The sequence below is a fragment of the Pseudomonas sp. R1-43-08 genome (genome assembly GCF_003852255.1).
Classification (GTDB): Bacteria; Pseudomonadota; Gammaproteobacteria; order Pseudomonadales; family Pseudomonadaceae; genus Aquipseudomonas.
In genome coordinates this window covers 1,102,311-1,120,107 of sequence record NZ_CP027734.1, presented here as the reverse complement: position 1 = coordinate 1,120,107, position 17,797 = coordinate 1,102,311, and the positions used below count along the sequence as shown (strand labels likewise).

Here is a 17,797-nt window from a genome sequence, read left to right as displayed (position 1 = left end):
GCCTATTCGGAGTTGCCTACAAAGGCAACGCACTAGGATTTTCAGGCAGGAAAAAGAACAGAATTTTCGATTGGTAAAATTACCCTCAGAGGGTAATTATTGGACGCAGGTGTCTTATGGAAAAGTACACACCTCATTACGATCTGGCGGTGATCAAGGCGGATGTCAGGCGGCTGGGAGAAAGAGCATTCACCCGTGCGGCCAAGGAAACAGGAAAGGCTCTCGACCTGGATATCAGCGAGATGCAGGCGATCGTTTACGAACTGAAAAACCGGATGTTGTACAAGTCGATGACCACCTATGCCGATCATCGGGTCTGGCAAGACGTCTACCACATCCATTCACATGGTCTGGAGATTTACATCAAGGTCACTTACTGCTCTGGCAGTAACCCACCGGTGATCTCCTTCAAAGGGATGAACCCATGAAAACCCAACAATGCTGTATTTGTGGTGCCCCCGACGCCATGACACGCTTTGAAGGCCGCAGCGAAACCCTGCGCATAAAAGGTATGGAGCGGCGCATTGATGATCTTTCGGGCTGGGAATGCCAAGTTTGCGAGGACGGCATGTACGACCCCGACAGCAGCGAACGCCATGCCAAGGCAGGTGATGAACTGCTCCACGCCGCCCGGCGGATGATGGGCGTCGAACTCAAGCGTATTCGCCGCAAGCTGCAGCTCACGCAGAAAGAAACCGTGCAATGGCTGTCCGGCGGCGGGCACAACGCTTTTTCACGCTACGAACGCGGCGAAATAACACCGCCCAAACCACTGATGGTGTTGATGCGTCTACTGGGTCGTCACCCGCACTTGCTCACCGACGCCAAGGAACTGGCCGAGGGCGCAGACCTGCGCAACGCCTTTACCTACACCCTCAATAACGAAACGCCAGAAGCCCTCAAAGCCTCTTGATCCTCCAAACAATAAACCCGGCACCAAGGCCGGGTTTAGTGTTCAAGCATCATCCATTCATCAATGCAGAATCTGGCTCAAGAACAACTTGGTCCGATCATTCTGCGGGTTATCGAAGAAGTCGTTCGGCGCCGCCTGTTCCACAATCTCGCCCTTGTCCATGAAGATCACGCGGTTGGCCACGGTGCGGGCAAAGCCCATTTCGTGGGTTACGCACAACATGGTCATGCCGTCTTCGGCCAGGCCGATCATGGTGTCGAGTACTTCCTTCACCATTTCCGGGTCGAGGGCCGAGGTCGGCTCATCGAACAGCATGATTTTCGGCTTCATGCACAGCGCGCGGGCAATCGCCACGCGCTGTTGCTGACCGCCGGAAAGTTGCCCCGGAAACTTGTGGGCCTGCTCCGGAATGCGCACGCGCTCAAGGTAGTGCATGGCGATTTCTTCGGCCTTGCGCTTGGGCATCTTGCGCACCCACATCGGCGCCAGCGTGCAGTTCTGCAGGATGGTCAGGTGCGGGAACAGGTTGAAGTGCTGGAACACCATGCCGACTTCACGGCGGATCGCCTCGATCTGCTTGAGGTCGTTGGTCAATTCCACGCCATCGACCACGATGCGGCCCTGCTGGTGTTCTTCCAGACGGTTGAGGCAGCGGATGGTGGTGGACTTGCCCGAACCCGACGGGCCGCACAGTACGATACGCTCGCCCTGCTTGACGTTGAGGTTGATGTCTTTCAACACATGGAACTGGCCGTACCATTTGTTGACGCCCTGCATCTGGATAATGCCTTCAGGGCTCACAGGCTGTTTGATCGCTTCGCTCATCACATCAACTCCTAACGCTTGTGGCCTGTGTCGAGCTTGTGTTCCAAATGAATGGAATAGCGCGACATACCAAAACAGAAAATCCAGAACACCAGGGCGGCGAACACATAGCCTTCAGTGGCCATGCCCAGCCATTTCGGGTCGGCGGCGGCTTGCTTGACGCTGTTGAGCAGGTCGAACAGGCCAATGATGATCACCAGGCTGGTGTCCTTGAACAGCGCAATAAACGTATTGACGATGCCGGGGATGACCATCTTCAGGGCTTGCGGCAGAATCACCAGGCCCATCGAACGCCAGTAACCCAGGCCCATCGCTGCGGCCGCTTCGTACTGGCCCTTGGGAATCGCCTGCAAACCACCGCGCACCACTTCAGCCACGTAGGCCGACTGGAACAGGATCACGCCGATCAACGCGCGCAGCAGCTTGTCGATGCCCATGCCTTCGGGCAGGAACAACGGCAGCATCACCGAGGACATGAACAGCACGGTGATCAACGGCACGCCGCGCCAGAATTCGATGAAGGTCACGCAGACCACACGAATGGCCGGCATGTTCGAACGCCGTCCCAGCGCCAACATGATGCCCAGGGGCAAGGCGCCGGCGATGCCGACGGTGGCGATCACCAGGGTCAGCATCAGGCCGCCCCATTGGCTGGTCGCCACGTTGGCCAGGCCGAAGATCCCGCCATGCAGCAGGAAGAACGAGATGATCGGGTACAGCACCAGAAAGCTCAGGCCGTAGACCGCCTTGCGTTGAAAACGCGAGATGAACAACGGCGCCACGCCGACGATGGCCAGCCATACGGTGAGGTCCACGCGCCAGCGCAGGTCGCCGGGGTAGTAGCCGTACATGAACTGCCCGAAGCGCTGTTGGATGAACACCCAGCAGGCGCCCTCCTTGGTGCAATCGGCGCGCGTGGTGCCGACCCAGTTGGCGTCGATGATCGCCCAGCTCAGAATCGGCGGCACCACCAGGTAGATCAGATAGAACGCCAACAAGGTCAGCAGGGTATTGAGCCAACTGGAAAACAGGTTGGCGCGCATCCATGCCATCGGCCCGAAGACTTTGCTCGGCGGCGGCATATCAGGTTTGAACGTATGCGAACTCATGCAGGTTTCCTCACCGCTCGATCAGCGCAATGCGCTTGTTGTACCAGTTCATCAGCAGGGAAATGCTGATGCTGATCGCCAGGTACACGCTCATGGTGATGGCAATGACTTCGATGGCCTGGCCGGTCTGGTTGAGCACCGTGCCGGCAAACAGCGAAACCATTTCCGGGTAACCGATACCGGCGGCCAGCGACGAGTTTTTCGCCAGGTTCAGGTATTGGCTGGTCAACGGCGGAATGATCACCCGCAACGCTTGCGGGATGATGACCTTGCGCAACGTCGGCCCGGGGCGCAGGCCCAGGGAACGCGCCGCTTCGGTCTGGCCGTGACTGACGGACTTGATGCCCGAGCGCACGATCTCGGCGATAAACGCCGCAGTATAAACCGTCAGCGCCAGGGTCAGTGCCAACAGTTCGGGAATCAACACCCAGCCGCCGACAAAGTTGAAGCCTGAAAGCTTCGGCATTTCCCAGTGCAGCGGCGCGCCGAAGATCAATGCGCACAACGCCGGGATCACAATGAACAGCGCCAGGCCCACCCAGAATTTATGGAAAGGTACGCCGGTCGCTTCAAAGCGCTTGTTGGCCCAGCGCGCCATCAGCACGATTGCCGCAATCGCCACCACGACGCTGACCACAAACGGCCAGAAACCGTCAGCGGCAAGCGCTGCCGGCATATTCAGGCCACGACTGCTGACAAAAAAGGTATCGCCGAAGTTATGACTGTTACGCGGCCCCGGCATGGTCAGGAACACCGCGAAGTACCAGAACAGGATCTGCAGCAGCGGCGGAATGTTGCGGAACACTTCCACATACACCGTCGCCAGCTTGTTGATCATCCAGTTCGGCGACAGCCGCGCCACGCCAATGACGAACCCGAGCAGGGTCGCCAGGATCACGCCGATAAAGGTCACCAGCAGGGTGTTGAGCAAACCGATCACAAACACCCGGGCATAGCTGTCCGACTCGGTGTAATCAATCAAATGCTGCGCGATGCCAAAGCCGGCACTGCGCTCAAGAAAGTCGAACCCCGAGGTGATGCCCCGGTGTTGCAGGTTGGTCTGGGTATTGTTGAAGAGGTACCAGCCCAGCGAGACCACCGCCACTATCGTGATGATCTGGAAGAGCCACGCACGCACTTTGGGATCGCTGAAGCTGAGCTTCTGCTTGGGTGCGCCGATTTGATTTTGCATGAAGTGCCCCGGAAAGAATGGAACAGAACATCACCCGGCGGTTGGCCCACCGGGTGACAGAACCATCAGCGATCAGCGCACAGGAGGTGCGTATTGAATGCCGCCGGCGTTCCACAGGGCGTTCAGGCCACGGTCGATTTCCAGCGGGGTGCTCTTGCCCAGGTTGCGCTCGAACACTTCGCCGTAGTTACCGACTTGCTTGACGATCTGTACGACCCAGTCTTTCTTCACTTTCAGGTCTTTGCCGTATTCGCCGTCAGCACCGAGCAGACGCGCGACGTCCGGGTTCTTGGTGGACTTGGCTTCAGCTTCGACGTTTTTCGACGTGATGCCGGCTTCTTCAGCGTTGAGCATGGCGTAGCCAACCCAGCGCACGATGGCCAGCCACTCGTCGTCGCCATTACGCACGACCGGGCCCAGCGGTTCCTTGGAAATGGTTTCCGGCAGAACCACGTAGTCCTTCGGCGCGGCCAGCTTGCTGCGCTGGGCGAACAGTTGGGACTTGTCGGAGGTCAGTACGTCGCAACGCCCGGATTCCAGCGACTTGGCGCTTTCATCGGAGGTGTCGAAGGTGATCGGGGTGTATTTGAGGTTGTTGCCACGGAAGTAGTCGGAAACGTTCAGCTCGGTGGTGGTACCGGCCTGGATGCAAATGGTTGCACCGTCCAGTTCCTTGGCGCTTTTCACGCCCAGCTTGTTGTTAACCAGGAAGCCGATGCCGTCGTAGTAGGTGATGAAGCCCGGGAATTTCAGGCCCATGCCCGCATCGCGAGAGCTGGTCATGGTGGTGTTGCGCGACAGGATGTCGACCTCGCCCGATTGAAGCGCGGTGAAACGCTCCTTGGCGTTCAACTGGCTGAACTTGACCTTGGTTGCGTCACCGAAAACGGCGGCGGCCACGGCGCGGCACACGTCAGCGTCGATCCCGAGGATCTTGCCGCTGGCATCCGGCACCGAGAAACCCGGCAGGCCGTCACTCACGCCACACTGCACGAAGCCTTTCTTCTGCACGGCATCCAGGGTGGCGCCAGCTTGGGCAAAACCACTGACACCCAATACAGCGGCCGCGGTCACGATGGCCAGGGTGGATTTCAATACCTTCATTCAAACCTCCAGTTGCTCTTGTTGTGTCGGAGCTCCAACCTCAGCGCACCCTTATGAGGCGATATCGACCCGTGTTGGCTTTTTTTGGGGTCGAGCAGCATGAGATTTTTGCGGTAATTCCAGTTGCTTTCCCACAAGCGGCAGTCACTGATAGTGTTACCGCCCTAGGAGAGTTCTGACATCGACCTACACATAGCAAGGCCCGTACCAGAGTGCTGGCTGAGTCGCTGACGGCGATGTTCAATGGCAAAAGATTCACCCTTGCGACATTCTCTTAACAGATCAACCTGTCGCGCACCGTTCCGACGCACTTAATCGGAGCGCCCGCACAGCTATGGAGCAGACATGACCGAACCCTTGATCCTTGAGCCCGCCAAGCCCGCAGATGCCTGTGTTATTTGGCTGCATGGCCTGGGCGCCGACCGCTACGACTTCCTGCCGGTAGCCGAAATGCTGCAGCAAACTTTACTGACCACCCGCTTCGTTTTGCCCCAGGCGCCCACCCGTGCGGTGACGATCAACGGTGGCTACGAGATGCCGAGCTGGTACGACATCAGGGCCATGAGCCCAGCCCGTTCCATCAGCCTGGAAGAACTGGAAGCGTCGACCACGATGGTCACGGATTTGATCGAGGCGCAGAAGAGAACCGGAATAGACGCTTCGCGGGTTTTCCTGGCGGGCTTTTCCCAGGGCGGCGCGGTGGTTTTCCACACTGCGTTTAAACAATGGCAGGGCCCGCTGGGTGGCGTGATCGCCCTCTCCACCTACGCGCCAACCTTCGACGATACGCTGGAATTATCCGCCAGCCAGCAACGCATCCCTGTCCTGTGCCTGCATGGCCAGTATGACGAGGTGGTGCAAAACGCCATGGGCCGCAGCGCCTACGAGCATTTAAAGCACCGTAGTGTCACCGTGACATGGCAGGAATACCCAATGGGCCACGAAGTGTTACCCGAAGAGATACGCGATATCGGCACCTGGCTGACCGAGCGCCTGCGCTGAAACCCGCGTTGATGTAGTTGTATGACAGACGCACTACGCCGCGCCCGATTCTTGCATTACACTGGCCGGCGTACATTCCTTAACCAATTAATGAGATGACCGTGCTCAAAGCACTCAAGAAGATGTTCGGCAAAAGCGAGGCTGAGCCGCTCGCGCCTGTTCCCAGTGCTCCCGCTCCCAAGCCCGGCAACCGCAATGACGGCAGGCAGCCCGAGCGGATCGCACCTGCCGCCGCACCGAAAACAGCCTCGGTGACGCCGCCCGAACAGGCCGAGCCCGCTGAGACCCTCGCCGAGCCTGTCGCCAAACCACGCCGCGAACGCGCGCCCAAGCCGCCCGTGACGCCGTGGAAACTCGAAGACTTCGTCGTCGAGCCCCAGGAAGGCAAAACCCGCTTCCATGACTTCAACCTGGCCCCGGAACTGATGCACGCCATCCAGGACCTGGGCTTCCCGTACTGCACGCCAATCCAGGCGCAGGTGCTGGGCTTCACCCTCGCCGGCAAAGACGCTATCGGCCGTGCCCAGACCGGCACCGGCAAGACCGCCGCGTTCCTGATCTCGATCATCACCCAGCTGCTGCAGACGCCGCCGCCGAAAGAGCGCTACATGGGCGAGCCGCGCGCACTGATCATCGCCCCTACCCGGGAGCTGGTGGTGCAGATCGCCAAGGACGCTGCCGACTTGACCAAGTACACCGGCCTCAACGTGATGACGTTCGTCGGCGGCATGGACTTCGACAAACAGCTCAAGCACCTCGAGGCCCGTCATTGCGACATCCTCGTCGCGACCCCAGGCCGCCTGCTCGACTTCAACCAGCGCGGCGACGTACACCTGGACATGGTCGAAGTGATGGTGCTGGACGAAGCCGACCGCATGCTCGACATGGGCTTCATCCCACAGGTGCGTCAGATCATTCGCCAGACTCCGCCAAAGGCCGAGCGCCAGACCCTGCTGTTCTCCGCGACCTTCACCGAAGACGTGATGAACCTCGCCAAGCAGTGGACCACCGACCCGTCCATCGTCGAGATCGAAGCACTCAACGTCGCCAGCGAAAACGTCGAGCAACACATCTACGCCGTCGCCGGTGCCGACAAGTACAAGCTGCTCTACAACCTGATCAACGACAACGGTTGGGAGCGCGTGATGGTATTTGCCAACCGCAAGGACGAAGTACGCCGCATCGAAGAGCGCCTGGTACGTGATGGCGTCAACGCCGCGCAACTGTCTGGTGATGTGCCACAGCACAAGCGCATCAAGACCCTGGAAGGCTTTCGCGAAGGCAAGATCCGCGTGCTGGTGGCCACCGATGTGGCGGGCCGCGGGATTCACATCGACGGCATCAGCCACGTGATCAACTTCACCCTGCCGGAAATGCCGGACGACTATGTGCACCGCATTGGCCGCACCGGCCGTGCGGGGGCGGCGGGCGTTTCGATCAGCTTTGCCGGGGAAGATGACTCGTATCAGCTGCCGTCGATCGAGACGCTGCTGGGGCGCAAGATCAGTTGCGAAACGCCGCCGACGCATCTGTTGCGGGCTGTGGAACGTAAGCACCCGTAAGGAACATGCCCATGTGGAGCGAACTCGCTCCACAGGGGGCGCGACGCAGGCAAACGCTGGCACTACCCCCGATACAATTCCCCCGTGATGGGCTGGCGAACGCGCGATGCCTCGTCTCTGAATGCCTGGTAGTAGCCGGCACTGCCGCTCGGCATATCGACTAACCGGCTGACCGTAGGTTGCGATTGGGGCTGGGCCGAAGCAGCCCCGCCACTACCGCCCCCCTGTGGTGCGGGCGTGGCCGGCGATAAGAATCTACTTTCGAGCGAGCGACCAAGGTTAGTAAACCTCAAAATCGCCCGTGTGGCCCCGAAAGTCTGGCTGAATCGGGTGATGCCGGTTTTATCAGTGAACTTGTAGGTTAAGCCCACCATACGCTTGCCTGCGGCGGATAGCGCAGTGCCGATGGGTGCGTCTTTCAGTGTGCCGACACCTGAAAACTTTGCAGCAGCAGAACTGTAGGCCATATGCGCCGAGGTATAGGCCCCCGCCACACTCACTGCCAATGAGGCCAAAGAGAATCCGAAGGATGCCCAACCAAGATTTCGGATGTGGCCCGAACGGTCCCACCCCATGGCTTTGTCGACCTCGGTAATAGCCATCGCGGTGACACTCAGCGTCCCGCTTACAACACCAAGCCCCGCCCCGACGACAAGCGCTGTCTTGGAGGCGATCACCCACGCCGCTGCGGCTGCCGTAGCCGCAACGGCAGTCGCAGCGGCAGTCGCAGCGGCTACGGCGCCCGCCCCGGCCACAGCTCCCGTAGCGGCTGGCACCGCCACCACCGTCGCCGTCGTTAGAGCCGCTGCGAGTCCCGTAGCAATAGACGCTGCCCCATACGCCGCTACCGCTCCCGCTAGACCAACTGCCCCAAACCCCAGTGTTACTACCGACAGCGCCAACGCAACGCCGGTCAACGTCCACTTCAACCAAGTTGGCAACAACCCGCTGGGGTCCATCAGGTTAATCGGGTTACCGGCACAATAGGCGTAGCTGTTGATTCCCCCCTCATCAAATGGACTCAACGGATCGGGCTGCAAGAACATCATCAGGTCTGGGTCGTAGGCACGCTGACCGTTGCCCAGGAAATACAGATTGATCGCCGCATCCAGGCGCTGGCCGTTGAACGCCGGCAGTTGCAAATCGGCCATGGTGCGGGGTTTACCGTCATCCCGAGGGATCTGCGTATCACCATAAGGCGTGTAGTGGCGACCCACAGGTGCCTGGCCCGGGGACGAAATCCCGCGGACGCTGCCGGCGGCATCGTTCATATGCAGTTGCGGGCCTTCCACCCCGCCAGTACGCGCCATCACCTGGTCCGCACCGTCGAAGTAGCGAATCTCCTGCTGCCTTCAACCAGGGTATCAAGGCGGTCCCCGGCGTATGCCAGCATCACGGGCGGCTCATTGCTGCGGGCAGCGACGACCTGCCGGGCTTCGGCATCGTACCGATAGTTATAATTGAAGGCATTGGCCTGCACAGCAGTCAGTTGCTCGAAACCATCATAGGTATAGGCCTGGCCTGCGGGACTCGTCTGCAAGTTGCCGGCGGCATCATAGGCCGCTGTGAAATTCTGTACCGGAAGCGTGTGGGTCAGGCGGGTCAGTTGGGTGGGGTCGGCGCCGGTGAAAAAACGCTCGCACGTATCTTGGGTGCCATCGGCAAAAGTGGTCACTACCCGCGTGATGTTATTGAGGTTATCAAAGCTGAAGTCTTGCCCGGTGATGGCACGCCCCAGTCGATCCTTGGGATGTTCAAGGCCTTCACAGCGATAGGTCTTAAGCCGCAGGTAGGCATCGTAGGTGAAGGTTTCACCGATCACCACCTGTGAACTCGCATTCCGAAGGAACCGGGTCTCCAACATACTGTTGGTGTGATAGGTGCTGCTCATCACCTGCAACAGCGCGCCGTTTTGCTCAAAGCGGCGCTCGGCTTCCCGCCCCAGCGAATCGTAGGACACCTTGGTAACGACTCGCGTATTGTCATAGGCGGTGGTCAGGCTCTCGGGTCGGCCCAACGTATCGTAGGACTGTTCAATGACCATGGGGCCGGTGGTCATCCGGGAGAATCGTCCGTGGGTATCGTACTCAAGTAGGCTGCTCTGACCATCGGCAGCCGTTTGATGAAGCAGGCGCCCTGCCGGGGAATAGCTGTACTGCGCGGTCAAGGTGGTGCCGCTGGCGGTTTGAACGTCCTTTTCGGTATGGCCGTTGGCATCCAGAAAGAACTCATGGATAAGGCCATTGGTCTCCGAACGGGTCAACGCTCCGTTAATCGGGTCATGCCGATAGGTGCTCACGGGGAGTCCTGTCATCTCAATCCGACTCGCTACATCCAACTCCTTGTCATAGGTCAGGCTCTGACGAACTCCACGGGGGGTCACCATGGCGATCGGCTCGATCCACCCCGCCTCATACTCCCAGGTCGTAGCCTGCCCCGTCCCTCGCGCCTGGCTGGCCATTCGGCCCAGGCTGTCGTAAGTTCGCGTCCCCAGCCGCTTACCATCGACCGTAATCGCAGTGGCCAGTTCAGCGCTGGTACCTGGGGCATAGTCGGTTTTACGCAGCCGTTGCGGGGTACCGTCTACCGGTTTTTGAAGAGCCGTCTGCAGTCGGCCAAACGTATCGTAGGCAAATTCAGTGCTGTTTTTGCTGACGTCCAGTACCGACAGGCATCGGCCCAGGCCATCGTAGGTGCGCGACTCCACTTCGACTTTATTATTATTGGCGTCCAGCCGTTCCACCTTTATCGGTTGGTTATGCGCATTGAAATAGCTCACCAGCCGCTCACCGCCTGCAACGCCTTCCTCTGTTTGATTCAGCAGCGGGTCGTACTCATTGATCTCGACGCTGCCATCAGAACGAGCCACACGGCTGGCATTGCCCCAACGGTTGTAGGAATGGGTGCTCTTCAGTGAAATCTGTCGGTCGGCCAGGTAATCGAAATTGACCGTCTCCACGGTTTGCCCAAGCGCGTCATACCGCCACGTTGCGGTGGCACGCTCCTGGTCCTGGTTCGGGCCAATCAGTTGAGCCTCGGATACCTGACGACCAGCGCCGTCGAAGTAGGTAATGGCCTTGTTACCTTGTGCATCCGTGGTGATCAGATGGGCCCGTTTAGCCTGCGTCGCAAAATGGTAGGCATAGCGTCGACTCGCTTGCAGTGGTTTTCCAGGGGAAACCGTTTCTTCCGTCAGCCGGCCGCTTATATCAAACGCCAAGGCGAGAGTGCTGCCACCGTCTCGCGCCATCGACAGCAGGCGTCGATTGACCAGCGACAGCGTGCGCACCGCCTCAAGCCAATGCCCCTCGCGCCCCGTCAGGCGTCGGGTTTCCACAAGATTGTCACCTGTAACGGTGTAACTGAAATCACTGACCAATACCTGCCCGTCGAGCGTACTGATGCTGCTCTTCAGCCGGCCAGCCAACTCGACAGGGGTTTCGTAGTAGCTTTGCTGCATCGAAAATACACCGGCCTGGCTGCTCGACTGCTGCAGAACAAAGTAACTGCTGCCCGTCTGCGGCACGCGGGTATGGGTGTACTCCGTGAGCACGGGTGCAGGCGTGCCTCCCACAGGTATGAGGCGCTCTTGCTTGAGGTAGCGCGGGAATAAATTATGGGGGTCAGCCGGGCACTTGCCGCTCTCGCCGGCAATCGGGTAATAGGTGTATTCGGTGCGAATCCCGGATGCCCCGGTGCGGCTCAGTTCGTTGCCGTAGTCGTCTGTCTCGATCTGCTGGATTTCTTCACGCGCCGTGCCACCGGCCACCAGTTCATAGCGCTTGGTGATGGTTTTCGGCAGTTGGAGGTTGGGGGGCTGGGCGGGGAACAGGCCGGGGACCACGTTATAGGCGATGGTAGTCTTGGCCCGCGTACCTTCACGCAATACCGATTCTTCGGTCAGCAGGTGGAACTTGTTGTAGGTGGTACAGGTAACGGTCAGCACGGCATTGTCATTTGCCGAGTCGATGACTTGCTCCTCAGTCCAATAGTCATAGGCGCCGCCAATCAGATACAGATTGTCCTCCCCTTCATGAAAACCAGCGGAATAGGGGAACCCGGTAAAATTTGTGCCAGAACTATAACTATAAGTCCGGATCATGGGAGGTTGATTGGCACCTGGGGTTTGCGTCCAACTGGACACCCGAGGGATGAACTGGTTATTGCCATATTGATGGCCGTTCTCGGTGTAGCTGATCCGTTCATCCCCGCCCATAGGCAGTTGCATCCGCTCGATCGCCACCAGCCCATTACGAAACGGTGTCCGGTAGGTAAATTGATAGGCCGCGATCTCAGGTGGGCCACTACGGTCATAAGGTGCGGTAACACCGGTGAGGCGACCATTGGTCTGAGTAAACCGCATGCGCGCGTAACGACTACCCTCCACTCGCGCATCAGCCGTTTGCAGGGCTCCACTCGCATAGGTCAGCACCAGCAACTCTTCCTGCTTGTGATTGAGAACCCGCTCAAGAGCGCCGCCCGCGGCGTAGCGGAAGGTGAACACTTCACCATTTTCGAATCGTATGGAAGTGATCCGATAAGGGAGTGTGCTGCTGGTACGCTGCAAAACTTCGACAGTGCCATCCCGATAAATCACATGGAGTGTGGTTTCATCTGTGCGTCTTACTACCAGATCTTTAAGTTTTCGATCTTTGAACACCATCACGCCGCCAACTGAAGGCATACCTTGTGTTTTAAACTGCTCGCCGCTGAGCAAGGTAAGTTGGGCGTTGCTGAGATCAAACTGCGTATTACTCAGCCGCCAACCCAATCCGTATGGCGTACTTTCAGAGCTGAGCATGGAGAATGACAAAACAATGCTGCGACTGACTTCAATAGGCCCTTGAGGGGAGAATTGCGCCAAACGGATCTGGCATCCATATTGACCTGTACGCGGATCGACTGAACCGCTTAAGTACGAGGAAAAATTAAATGCATTGGAATAGACATTCATGTGAAGCTCCTGCGCTCAAGAAAAATCACGGCAATTTAATCAGTTCTCATAATCCAACAACTCAATATTATTTCCACGTCGTTGCATCGTATATGCATGCATGCAACCATAATTATCCAGCAGGCGCCAAGGTGTTCTGGCGTCTCCCTCAGGCATGCCTTTCTTACCGGAAACCCACATCGCACGCATAATCGTATTTACTCGATTAAATGGCACTCTGTGAGTAGGATCTGGCAATGTTCTGTGAATATCATAAATCTTAGGATTTGCTCCAGGGATATCGTGCCCTATGACGACGCCAACCTTTCTATAATGCTTGTCAGACCTATGAACGAAGGTTGTCTGAAAGTATATTCCCTCATCAAAGAGCCACATAGGTGAGTCCAGCCCCATTTGGGAGACAAACTTCAATCCCGGCGGTGGCAGCCAATACCAAACATCAATATCGGTATCCGTACTAAACTCCCAATAAGCATGATCCACAGTACGTACAAGATCAGCAACCCTTACTCGAAAAGGTTGCCGAGGCGAAATATGCACCCAACTATCGAAATTGATTTCAGCATCAGAAAAGTTTGTAGTATAAACCTTGCCATCTATAACGATCCTGGCCATTAACCTTCTGGCCTCAATTGAGGCGCCCGTCTCTAAACGCATAAAACGATCAATTATCTCTATAGCATTCGGCAAACCCATTTTTTGCTGCGTAATTTGCTCCTCTGTCTCATCCCCTTTTCCGCCTTCTACACTTCGATTCCACAGTCCGATCTCATATATATTTCGAGCTGTATCGCACGCCCACCCGGCAGGTAAAGGCTGATTCGCATTAGCCGAATAAAGCGTGATCGTAGCACTGTCTTTCTCATCCGCCCGTGGCCGTACCTCCTCCCAAAGTCCATCAACTCCTTCCTGCTCCACACTGAGTTCAATAGAAACTTTGCATTGGTGGCGGCTATTGGCATATAGCGCATCAGTTGTATCTTGGCCATTGGTAGTGGTAATTCGCAAGTGTTTAGGCCGTCTTCTTAATTGAACGGGCGCTACATTCATGCGATTACCATCTTCATGCGGTACGATTTTGAACACATGAAGTGTTCCGAAGTTATCCCGCAGCAACCATTTACTCTGCGAATCAGTCTGCGGAAGATCCGGTATCGATGTGTGAAGTCTCACGGCACACATAATGCGATTCCACTTCCGTATAAAAGTCGGATCCTCACCCGGACTTAATGCTGGAAGATTTTGGTGAACCATACTCAAACGCAAATCAACGCTCGCTACCCCCTTGAAAACGCCTCCCTTATAAGCATTCGAAAAACCATAAGATGTCTGAAAAACCGTACCTTCATTCGGCACATACAATGGTTCGGCCAATCCATAGTTATCAACAAAACGCAAACCATTCACACCATCCCAGTAATACATATCCACATCGACACCAACACTATCAAAAGCAAAATAGTCAGTAATTAAATCAAGTTCTGTAGAGAGCAATACGGGCGGCGCGACGGGAGCAATAAACACCGATGACTGAAAGTCAGTCGGGTATTCGGAATAGCTACGGGTGACGCCTTCGCCATCCAATATAATGGTTGCCATTAACTGTATAGGTTCAAGTGATGAAATCTCCTCGACGCGCACATATCGGCGGATAATTTCTATACGCGGATCGACAATAACACTATTTGGCCCAGGCCCGCCTGGTGCTTCCCCCGTGCGATTCCAAAGCCCTGAATCGTATTCATTTTTCTCGGCATCAAAGGCCCACCCGACCGCTTGACTTTGATCAACCGACATTAATACAGGTACGATTTTTATACTGGCGCGCTCGCTATCAGTTAACGCAACATTGTTCCATGAACCCAGCCTCCCTATAACCTCTTTTAAAACTTCAACAACAATTTCAACCTGATGATGCCCATTGGCATACAGCGCATCCGTATAGTCGGTACCGTCAGCAAATCTGACTTTAAAGTGTGAGAGTCTCATATTATTTGACTGTCTGATCATTTTACTCTCCAAAACTCATTGTCAGCCGACGCACAGAGACTGGTCAAAATCAATTCGATTGAGAAACATCACACACTTAAATGCGGGGTGTTTAAGGAGATTAGAGATCAATAAATAAACAAAGGTAACTGTCAGAATTGACAGTCAGATAGATCAAATCGAAATAGTTTAATAAGGCGTCATAATCGTAAATACCAGCGATGGCTACTTATTTATGCAAGCGCCACCGATTGATGAACAGTCAGGCTTTCCAACGATCCGCCGCCACATGATCACTGTCCCGCCCTTCCACCCAGCGCGGCCCTTCACTGGTGTTTTCCTTCTTCCAGAACGGCGCGCGGGTCTTCAGGTAGTCCATCACAAATGCACAGGCGTCGAACGCGGCCTGGCGGTGGGCGCTGGCGGCGGCTACAAAGACAATGGGCTCGCCGGGTTCCAGGGCACCGATACGGTGCAGCACTTCCAATTTGAGCAGCGGCCAGCGTTGCTCGGCCTCGACGGCGATCTTGGTCAGGGCCTTTTCGGTCATGCCGGGATAATGCTCCAGGAACATCCCCGCCACTTCGCGACCATCATTGAAATCGCGCACATAGCCGACAAAGCTCACCACCGCGCCCACGCCCACATTGGCCGCATGCATCGCGTTGACTTCGGCGCCGGGATCAAAGGCTTCGACCTGCACACGAATGGCCATGTTCAGCCTCCGGTCACGGGTGGGAAAAAGGCGACTTCATCACCGGCCTGCAACGGCTCATCAAGGCCGCACAGCTCCTGATTGCGAGCACACATCAGGCTGGTTTCGTTGAGCACTTTAAAGTCCGGCTCAACCGCCAACGCTTGGCGCACGGCGTCGACCGTCGCGAAGTCGCCTTCCATCTCCAGCGAATCCAGGCCCACCGCTTCGCTGTAACGCGCAAAAAACAATACGTTGATGCTCATGCCTGGTCCGCCTTGAAATGCCCGCTTTTACCGCCAAGCTTTTCCAGCAGGCGAATACTTTCGATGGTCATGCCCCGGTCCACGGCCTTGCACATGTCGTAGATCGTCAGCGCCGCGACGCTGGCGGCGGTCAGGGCCTCCATCTCCACGCCGGTCTGGCCGGAGAGTTTGCAGCGCGCCAGGATGTACACGACGTCGGCACCTTCGGCACGCAGTTCGACCTTGACGCCGGTAAGCATCAGCGGGTGGCACAGAGGGATCAGGTCACTGGTTTTCTTTGCCGCCTGGATCCCGGCGATGCGGGCCACGGCGAACACGTCGCCTTTGGGATGGGCGCCGTCGACAATCATTTGCAGGGTGCCGGGCAGCATGCGCACCCGCGCTTCGGCCACCGCTTCACGGAACGTCACGGCTTTGTCGGTGACGTCGACCATATGGGCGCGACCTTGGGAATCTAGATGAGTCAGCACAGCGATACTCCTGATCAGGAGCAGCGATTGTAAACCCAACCCATAACAAATGTGGGAGGGAGCTTGCTCCCGATAGCGGTTAGCCAGTCAACAGTGCTGTTGAATGTGCTGCCGCCATCGGGGGCAAGCCCCCTCCCACACTGACCGCGTTTTACAAATGAGATTCGGCGTATTCAGCCAGGATCGAACGTGGCACCCCTTGCAGCGCGATGTGCACGCCGTTCGGGAAGTCTTTGAAGCGTTCCGTCAGGTAGGTCAGCCCGGAGCTGGTCGCGGACAGGTAAGGGGTGTCGATCTGTGCCAGGTTGCCCAGGCACACCACTTTGGAACCGGCGCCGGCACGGGTGATGATGGTTTTCATCTGGTGCGGGGTGAGGTTCTGGCACTCATCGATCAGGATCAGGCTTTGCTGGAAGCTGCGGCCTCGGATGTAGTTGAGGGATTTGAACTGCAACGGCACTTTGCTGAGGATGTAGTCGACGCTGCCATGGGTGTTTTCGTCATCCATGTGCAAGGCTTCGAGGTTGTCGGTGATCGCCCCCAGCCACGGCTCCATTTTTTCCGCTTCGGTGCCGGGCAGGAAGCCGATTTCCTGGTCCAGGCCCTGCACGCTCCGGGTGGCGATGATGCGGCGATAGCGCTTGGTCACCATGGTCTGTTCGATAGCAGCGGCCAGGGCCAGGATGGTCTTGCCGGAGCCGGCGGCGCCGGTCAGGTTGACCAGGTGGATGTCCGGGTCGAGCAGCGCGTACAGCGCCAGGCTCTGGTAGATATCGCGCGGTTTCAGGCCCCAGGCTTCCTGGTGCAACAGGGGTTCCTGATGCAGGTCGAGGATCAGCAGCTTGTCGACCTGGATCTCTTTGATCCAGCCCACGAAGCCCTGTTCGTCGACGATGAATTCGTTGATATGCACGGCCGGCAGGTTGTCGATCAACTGCACCTGGTGCCAGGTGCGGCCATGGTCCTGGCGGGTCTCGACCTTGCTGACGCGGTCCCAGAACGAGCCGGTCATCATGTGATAACCGCGCGACAACATCGACACGTCGTCAACCAGTTGGTCGGTGCTGTAGTCCTCGGCCGCGATCCCACACGCTCGGGCCTTGAGGCGCATATTGATGTCTTTGGTCACCAGCACCACGCGCAGGTCCTTGTCGCGCGCGTGCAGGTCGATCAATTGGTTGATGATCTTGTTGTCGTTGAGGTTTTCCGGCAGCAGGCTGTTGGGCTCGTTGCGCTTGCTCATCAGGATCGACAGCAAACCCTTGGGCCCGCTTTTGCCGCGCTGGATCGGTACGCCGACTTCAACGTCCTCGGGCGAGGCTTCACCCAGGGTCTTGTCGATCAGGCGGATGGCCTGGCGGCATTCGGCGGCGACGCTGTGATGGCCGCTTTTGAGTTTGTCGAGCTCCTCCAGCACGATCATCGGGATGGCGACATGGTGTTCTTCAAAGTTAAGCAGTGCGTTTGGATCGTGAATCAGTACGTTGGTATCAAGCACATAAAGGATTGGCTGGTCGGAAGAAGGGGTGCGTCCATGATCATCCATACTCGGTCACCTTTGTGGGAGCCAGTCGACGCAATACCTGGGCGGTGCTGCGCCTCGATTCGACCACCGACCGCAGCTTGAGTGACGTCAAGTGCGGTGCCCACATGAGGAGTCTTGGAAGACGCCACCTGTGTTGCAGGGTTCGGCGATCTGACTTCGTAATACCGCAAA

The 17,797-nt window shown here is 57.3% G+C and carries 15 protein-coding genes; 4 read left to right on the top strand and 11 right to left on the bottom strand.

Annotated features, from left to right (window positions below; translation table 11 throughout):
• Nucleotides 1–116: 116 nt before the first annotated feature.
• Together C4J87_RS04950 and C4J87_RS04945 are read left to right on the top strand one after the other, a co-directional pair.
• Nucleotides 117–428: a type II toxin-antitoxin system MqsR family toxin gene (locus C4J87_RS04950; protein ID WP_124365918.1), complete on the top strand. Its 312-nt coding sequence runs from the start codon at nucleotides 117–119 to the stop codon at nucleotides 426–428.
• Nucleotides 425–913 (top strand): type II toxin-antitoxin system MqsA family antitoxin, encoded by a 489-nt coding sequence (locus C4J87_RS04945; RefSeq protein ID WP_124365917.1) that lies wholly within the window; start codon nucleotides 425–427, stop codon nucleotides 911–913. The genes C4J87_RS04950 and C4J87_RS04945 overlap by 4 nt, the downstream gene beginning before the upstream one ends.
• 60 nt (nucleotides 914–973) lie before the next feature.
• Here the strand turns inward: C4J87_RS04945 and C4J87_RS04940 are convergent, their stop codons facing one another.
• The 4 genes from C4J87_RS04940 to C4J87_RS04925 form a co-directional block, all read right to left on the bottom strand.
• Entirely contained in the window at nucleotides 974–1,738 is a 765-nt protein-coding gene (locus tag C4J87_RS04940; protein WP_003171943.1) for an amino acid ABC transporter ATP-binding protein, read from the bottom strand.
• Nucleotides 1,739–1,749: 11 nt separating this feature from the next.
• A complete protein-coding gene (locus C4J87_RS04935) occupies nucleotides 1,750–2,847 on the bottom strand; it encodes an amino acid ABC transporter permease (RefSeq protein WP_124365916.1) in 1,098 nt (365 codons plus the stop codon).
• 10 nt (nucleotides 2,848–2,857) lie between these two features.
• Entirely contained in the window at nucleotides 2,858–4,039 is a 1,182-nt protein-coding gene (locus C4J87_RS04930; RefSeq protein ID WP_124365915.1) for an amino acid ABC transporter permease, read from the bottom strand.
• 72 nt (nucleotides 4,040–4,111) lie between these two features.
• Nucleotides 4,112–5,143 (bottom strand): amino acid ABC transporter substrate-binding protein, encoded by a 1,032-nt coding sequence (locus C4J87_RS04925; RefSeq protein WP_048723770.1) that lies wholly within the window; start codon nucleotides 5,141–5,143, stop codon nucleotides 4,112–4,114.
• Nucleotides 5,144–5,488: 345 nt separating this feature from the next.
• Between C4J87_RS04925 and C4J87_RS04920 the strand changes: the two genes are divergently transcribed.
• Together C4J87_RS04920 and rhlB are read left to right on the top strand one after the other, a co-directional pair.
• Entirely contained in the window at nucleotides 5,489–6,145 is a 657-nt protein-coding gene (locus C4J87_RS04920) for an alpha/beta hydrolase (RefSeq protein ID WP_124365914.1), read from the top strand.
• Nucleotides 6,146–6,240: 95 nt separating this feature from the next.
• On the top strand, nucleotides 6,241–7,707 hold the full coding sequence (gene rhlB / locus C4J87_RS04915) for an ATP-dependent RNA helicase RhlB (protein ID WP_124365913.1): 1,467 nt from the start codon (nucleotides 6,241–6,243) through the stop codon (nucleotides 7,705–7,707).
• 62 nt (nucleotides 7,708–7,769) lie between these two features.
• On the opposite strand, the gene C4J87_RS26295 is transcribed toward rhlB, so the two are convergent.
• The 7 genes from C4J87_RS26295 to C4J87_RS04885 all read right to left on the bottom strand — a co-directional run bounded on the left by C4J87_RS26295 (nucleotide 7,770) and on the right by C4J87_RS04885 (nucleotide 17,626).
• Nucleotides 7,770–8,858, bottom strand: a complete 1,089-nt coding sequence (locus tag C4J87_RS26295) for an RHS repeat-associated core domain-containing protein (protein WP_256679969.1) — start codon at nucleotides 8,856–8,858, stop codon at nucleotides 7,770–7,772.
• 158 nt (nucleotides 8,859–9,016) lie between these two features.
• A complete protein-coding gene (locus C4J87_RS04910; protein ID WP_256679968.1) occupies nucleotides 9,017–12,661 on the bottom strand; it encodes an RHS repeat-associated core domain-containing protein in 3,645 nt (1,214 codons plus the stop codon).
• Nucleotides 12,662–12,700: 39 nt separating this feature from the next.
• Nucleotides 12,701–14,671: a hypothetical protein gene (locus C4J87_RS04905; RefSeq protein WP_124365912.1), complete on the bottom strand. Its 1,971-nt coding sequence runs from the start codon at nucleotides 14,669–14,671 to the stop codon at nucleotides 12,701–12,703.
• Between the two features lie 241 nt (nucleotides 14,672–14,912).
• Complete coding sequence (gene moaE / locus C4J87_RS04900) at nucleotides 14,913–15,365, bottom strand: molybdopterin synthase catalytic subunit MoaE (RefSeq protein ID WP_124365911.1); 453 nt, start codon at nucleotides 15,363–15,365, stop codon at nucleotides 14,913–14,915.
• A gap of 2 nt (nucleotides 15,366–15,367) precedes the next feature.
• A complete protein-coding gene (gene moaD / locus C4J87_RS04895) occupies nucleotides 15,368–15,610 on the bottom strand; it encodes a molybdopterin converting factor subunit 1 (protein ID WP_124365910.1) in 243 nt (80 codons plus the stop codon).
• Nucleotides 15,607–16,080 (bottom strand): cyclic pyranopterin monophosphate synthase MoaC, encoded by a 474-nt coding sequence (gene moaC / locus C4J87_RS04890; RefSeq protein WP_124365909.1) that lies wholly within the window; start codon nucleotides 16,078–16,080, stop codon nucleotides 15,607–15,609. The genes moaD and moaC overlap by 4 nt, the downstream gene beginning before the upstream one ends.
• 151 nt (nucleotides 16,081–16,231) lie before the next feature.
• Nucleotides 16,232–17,626, bottom strand: a complete 1,395-nt coding sequence (locus C4J87_RS04885) for a PhoH family protein (RefSeq protein ID WP_057724660.1) — start codon at nucleotides 17,624–17,626, stop codon at nucleotides 16,232–16,234.
• Nucleotides 17,627–17,797: the final 171 nt, after the last annotated feature.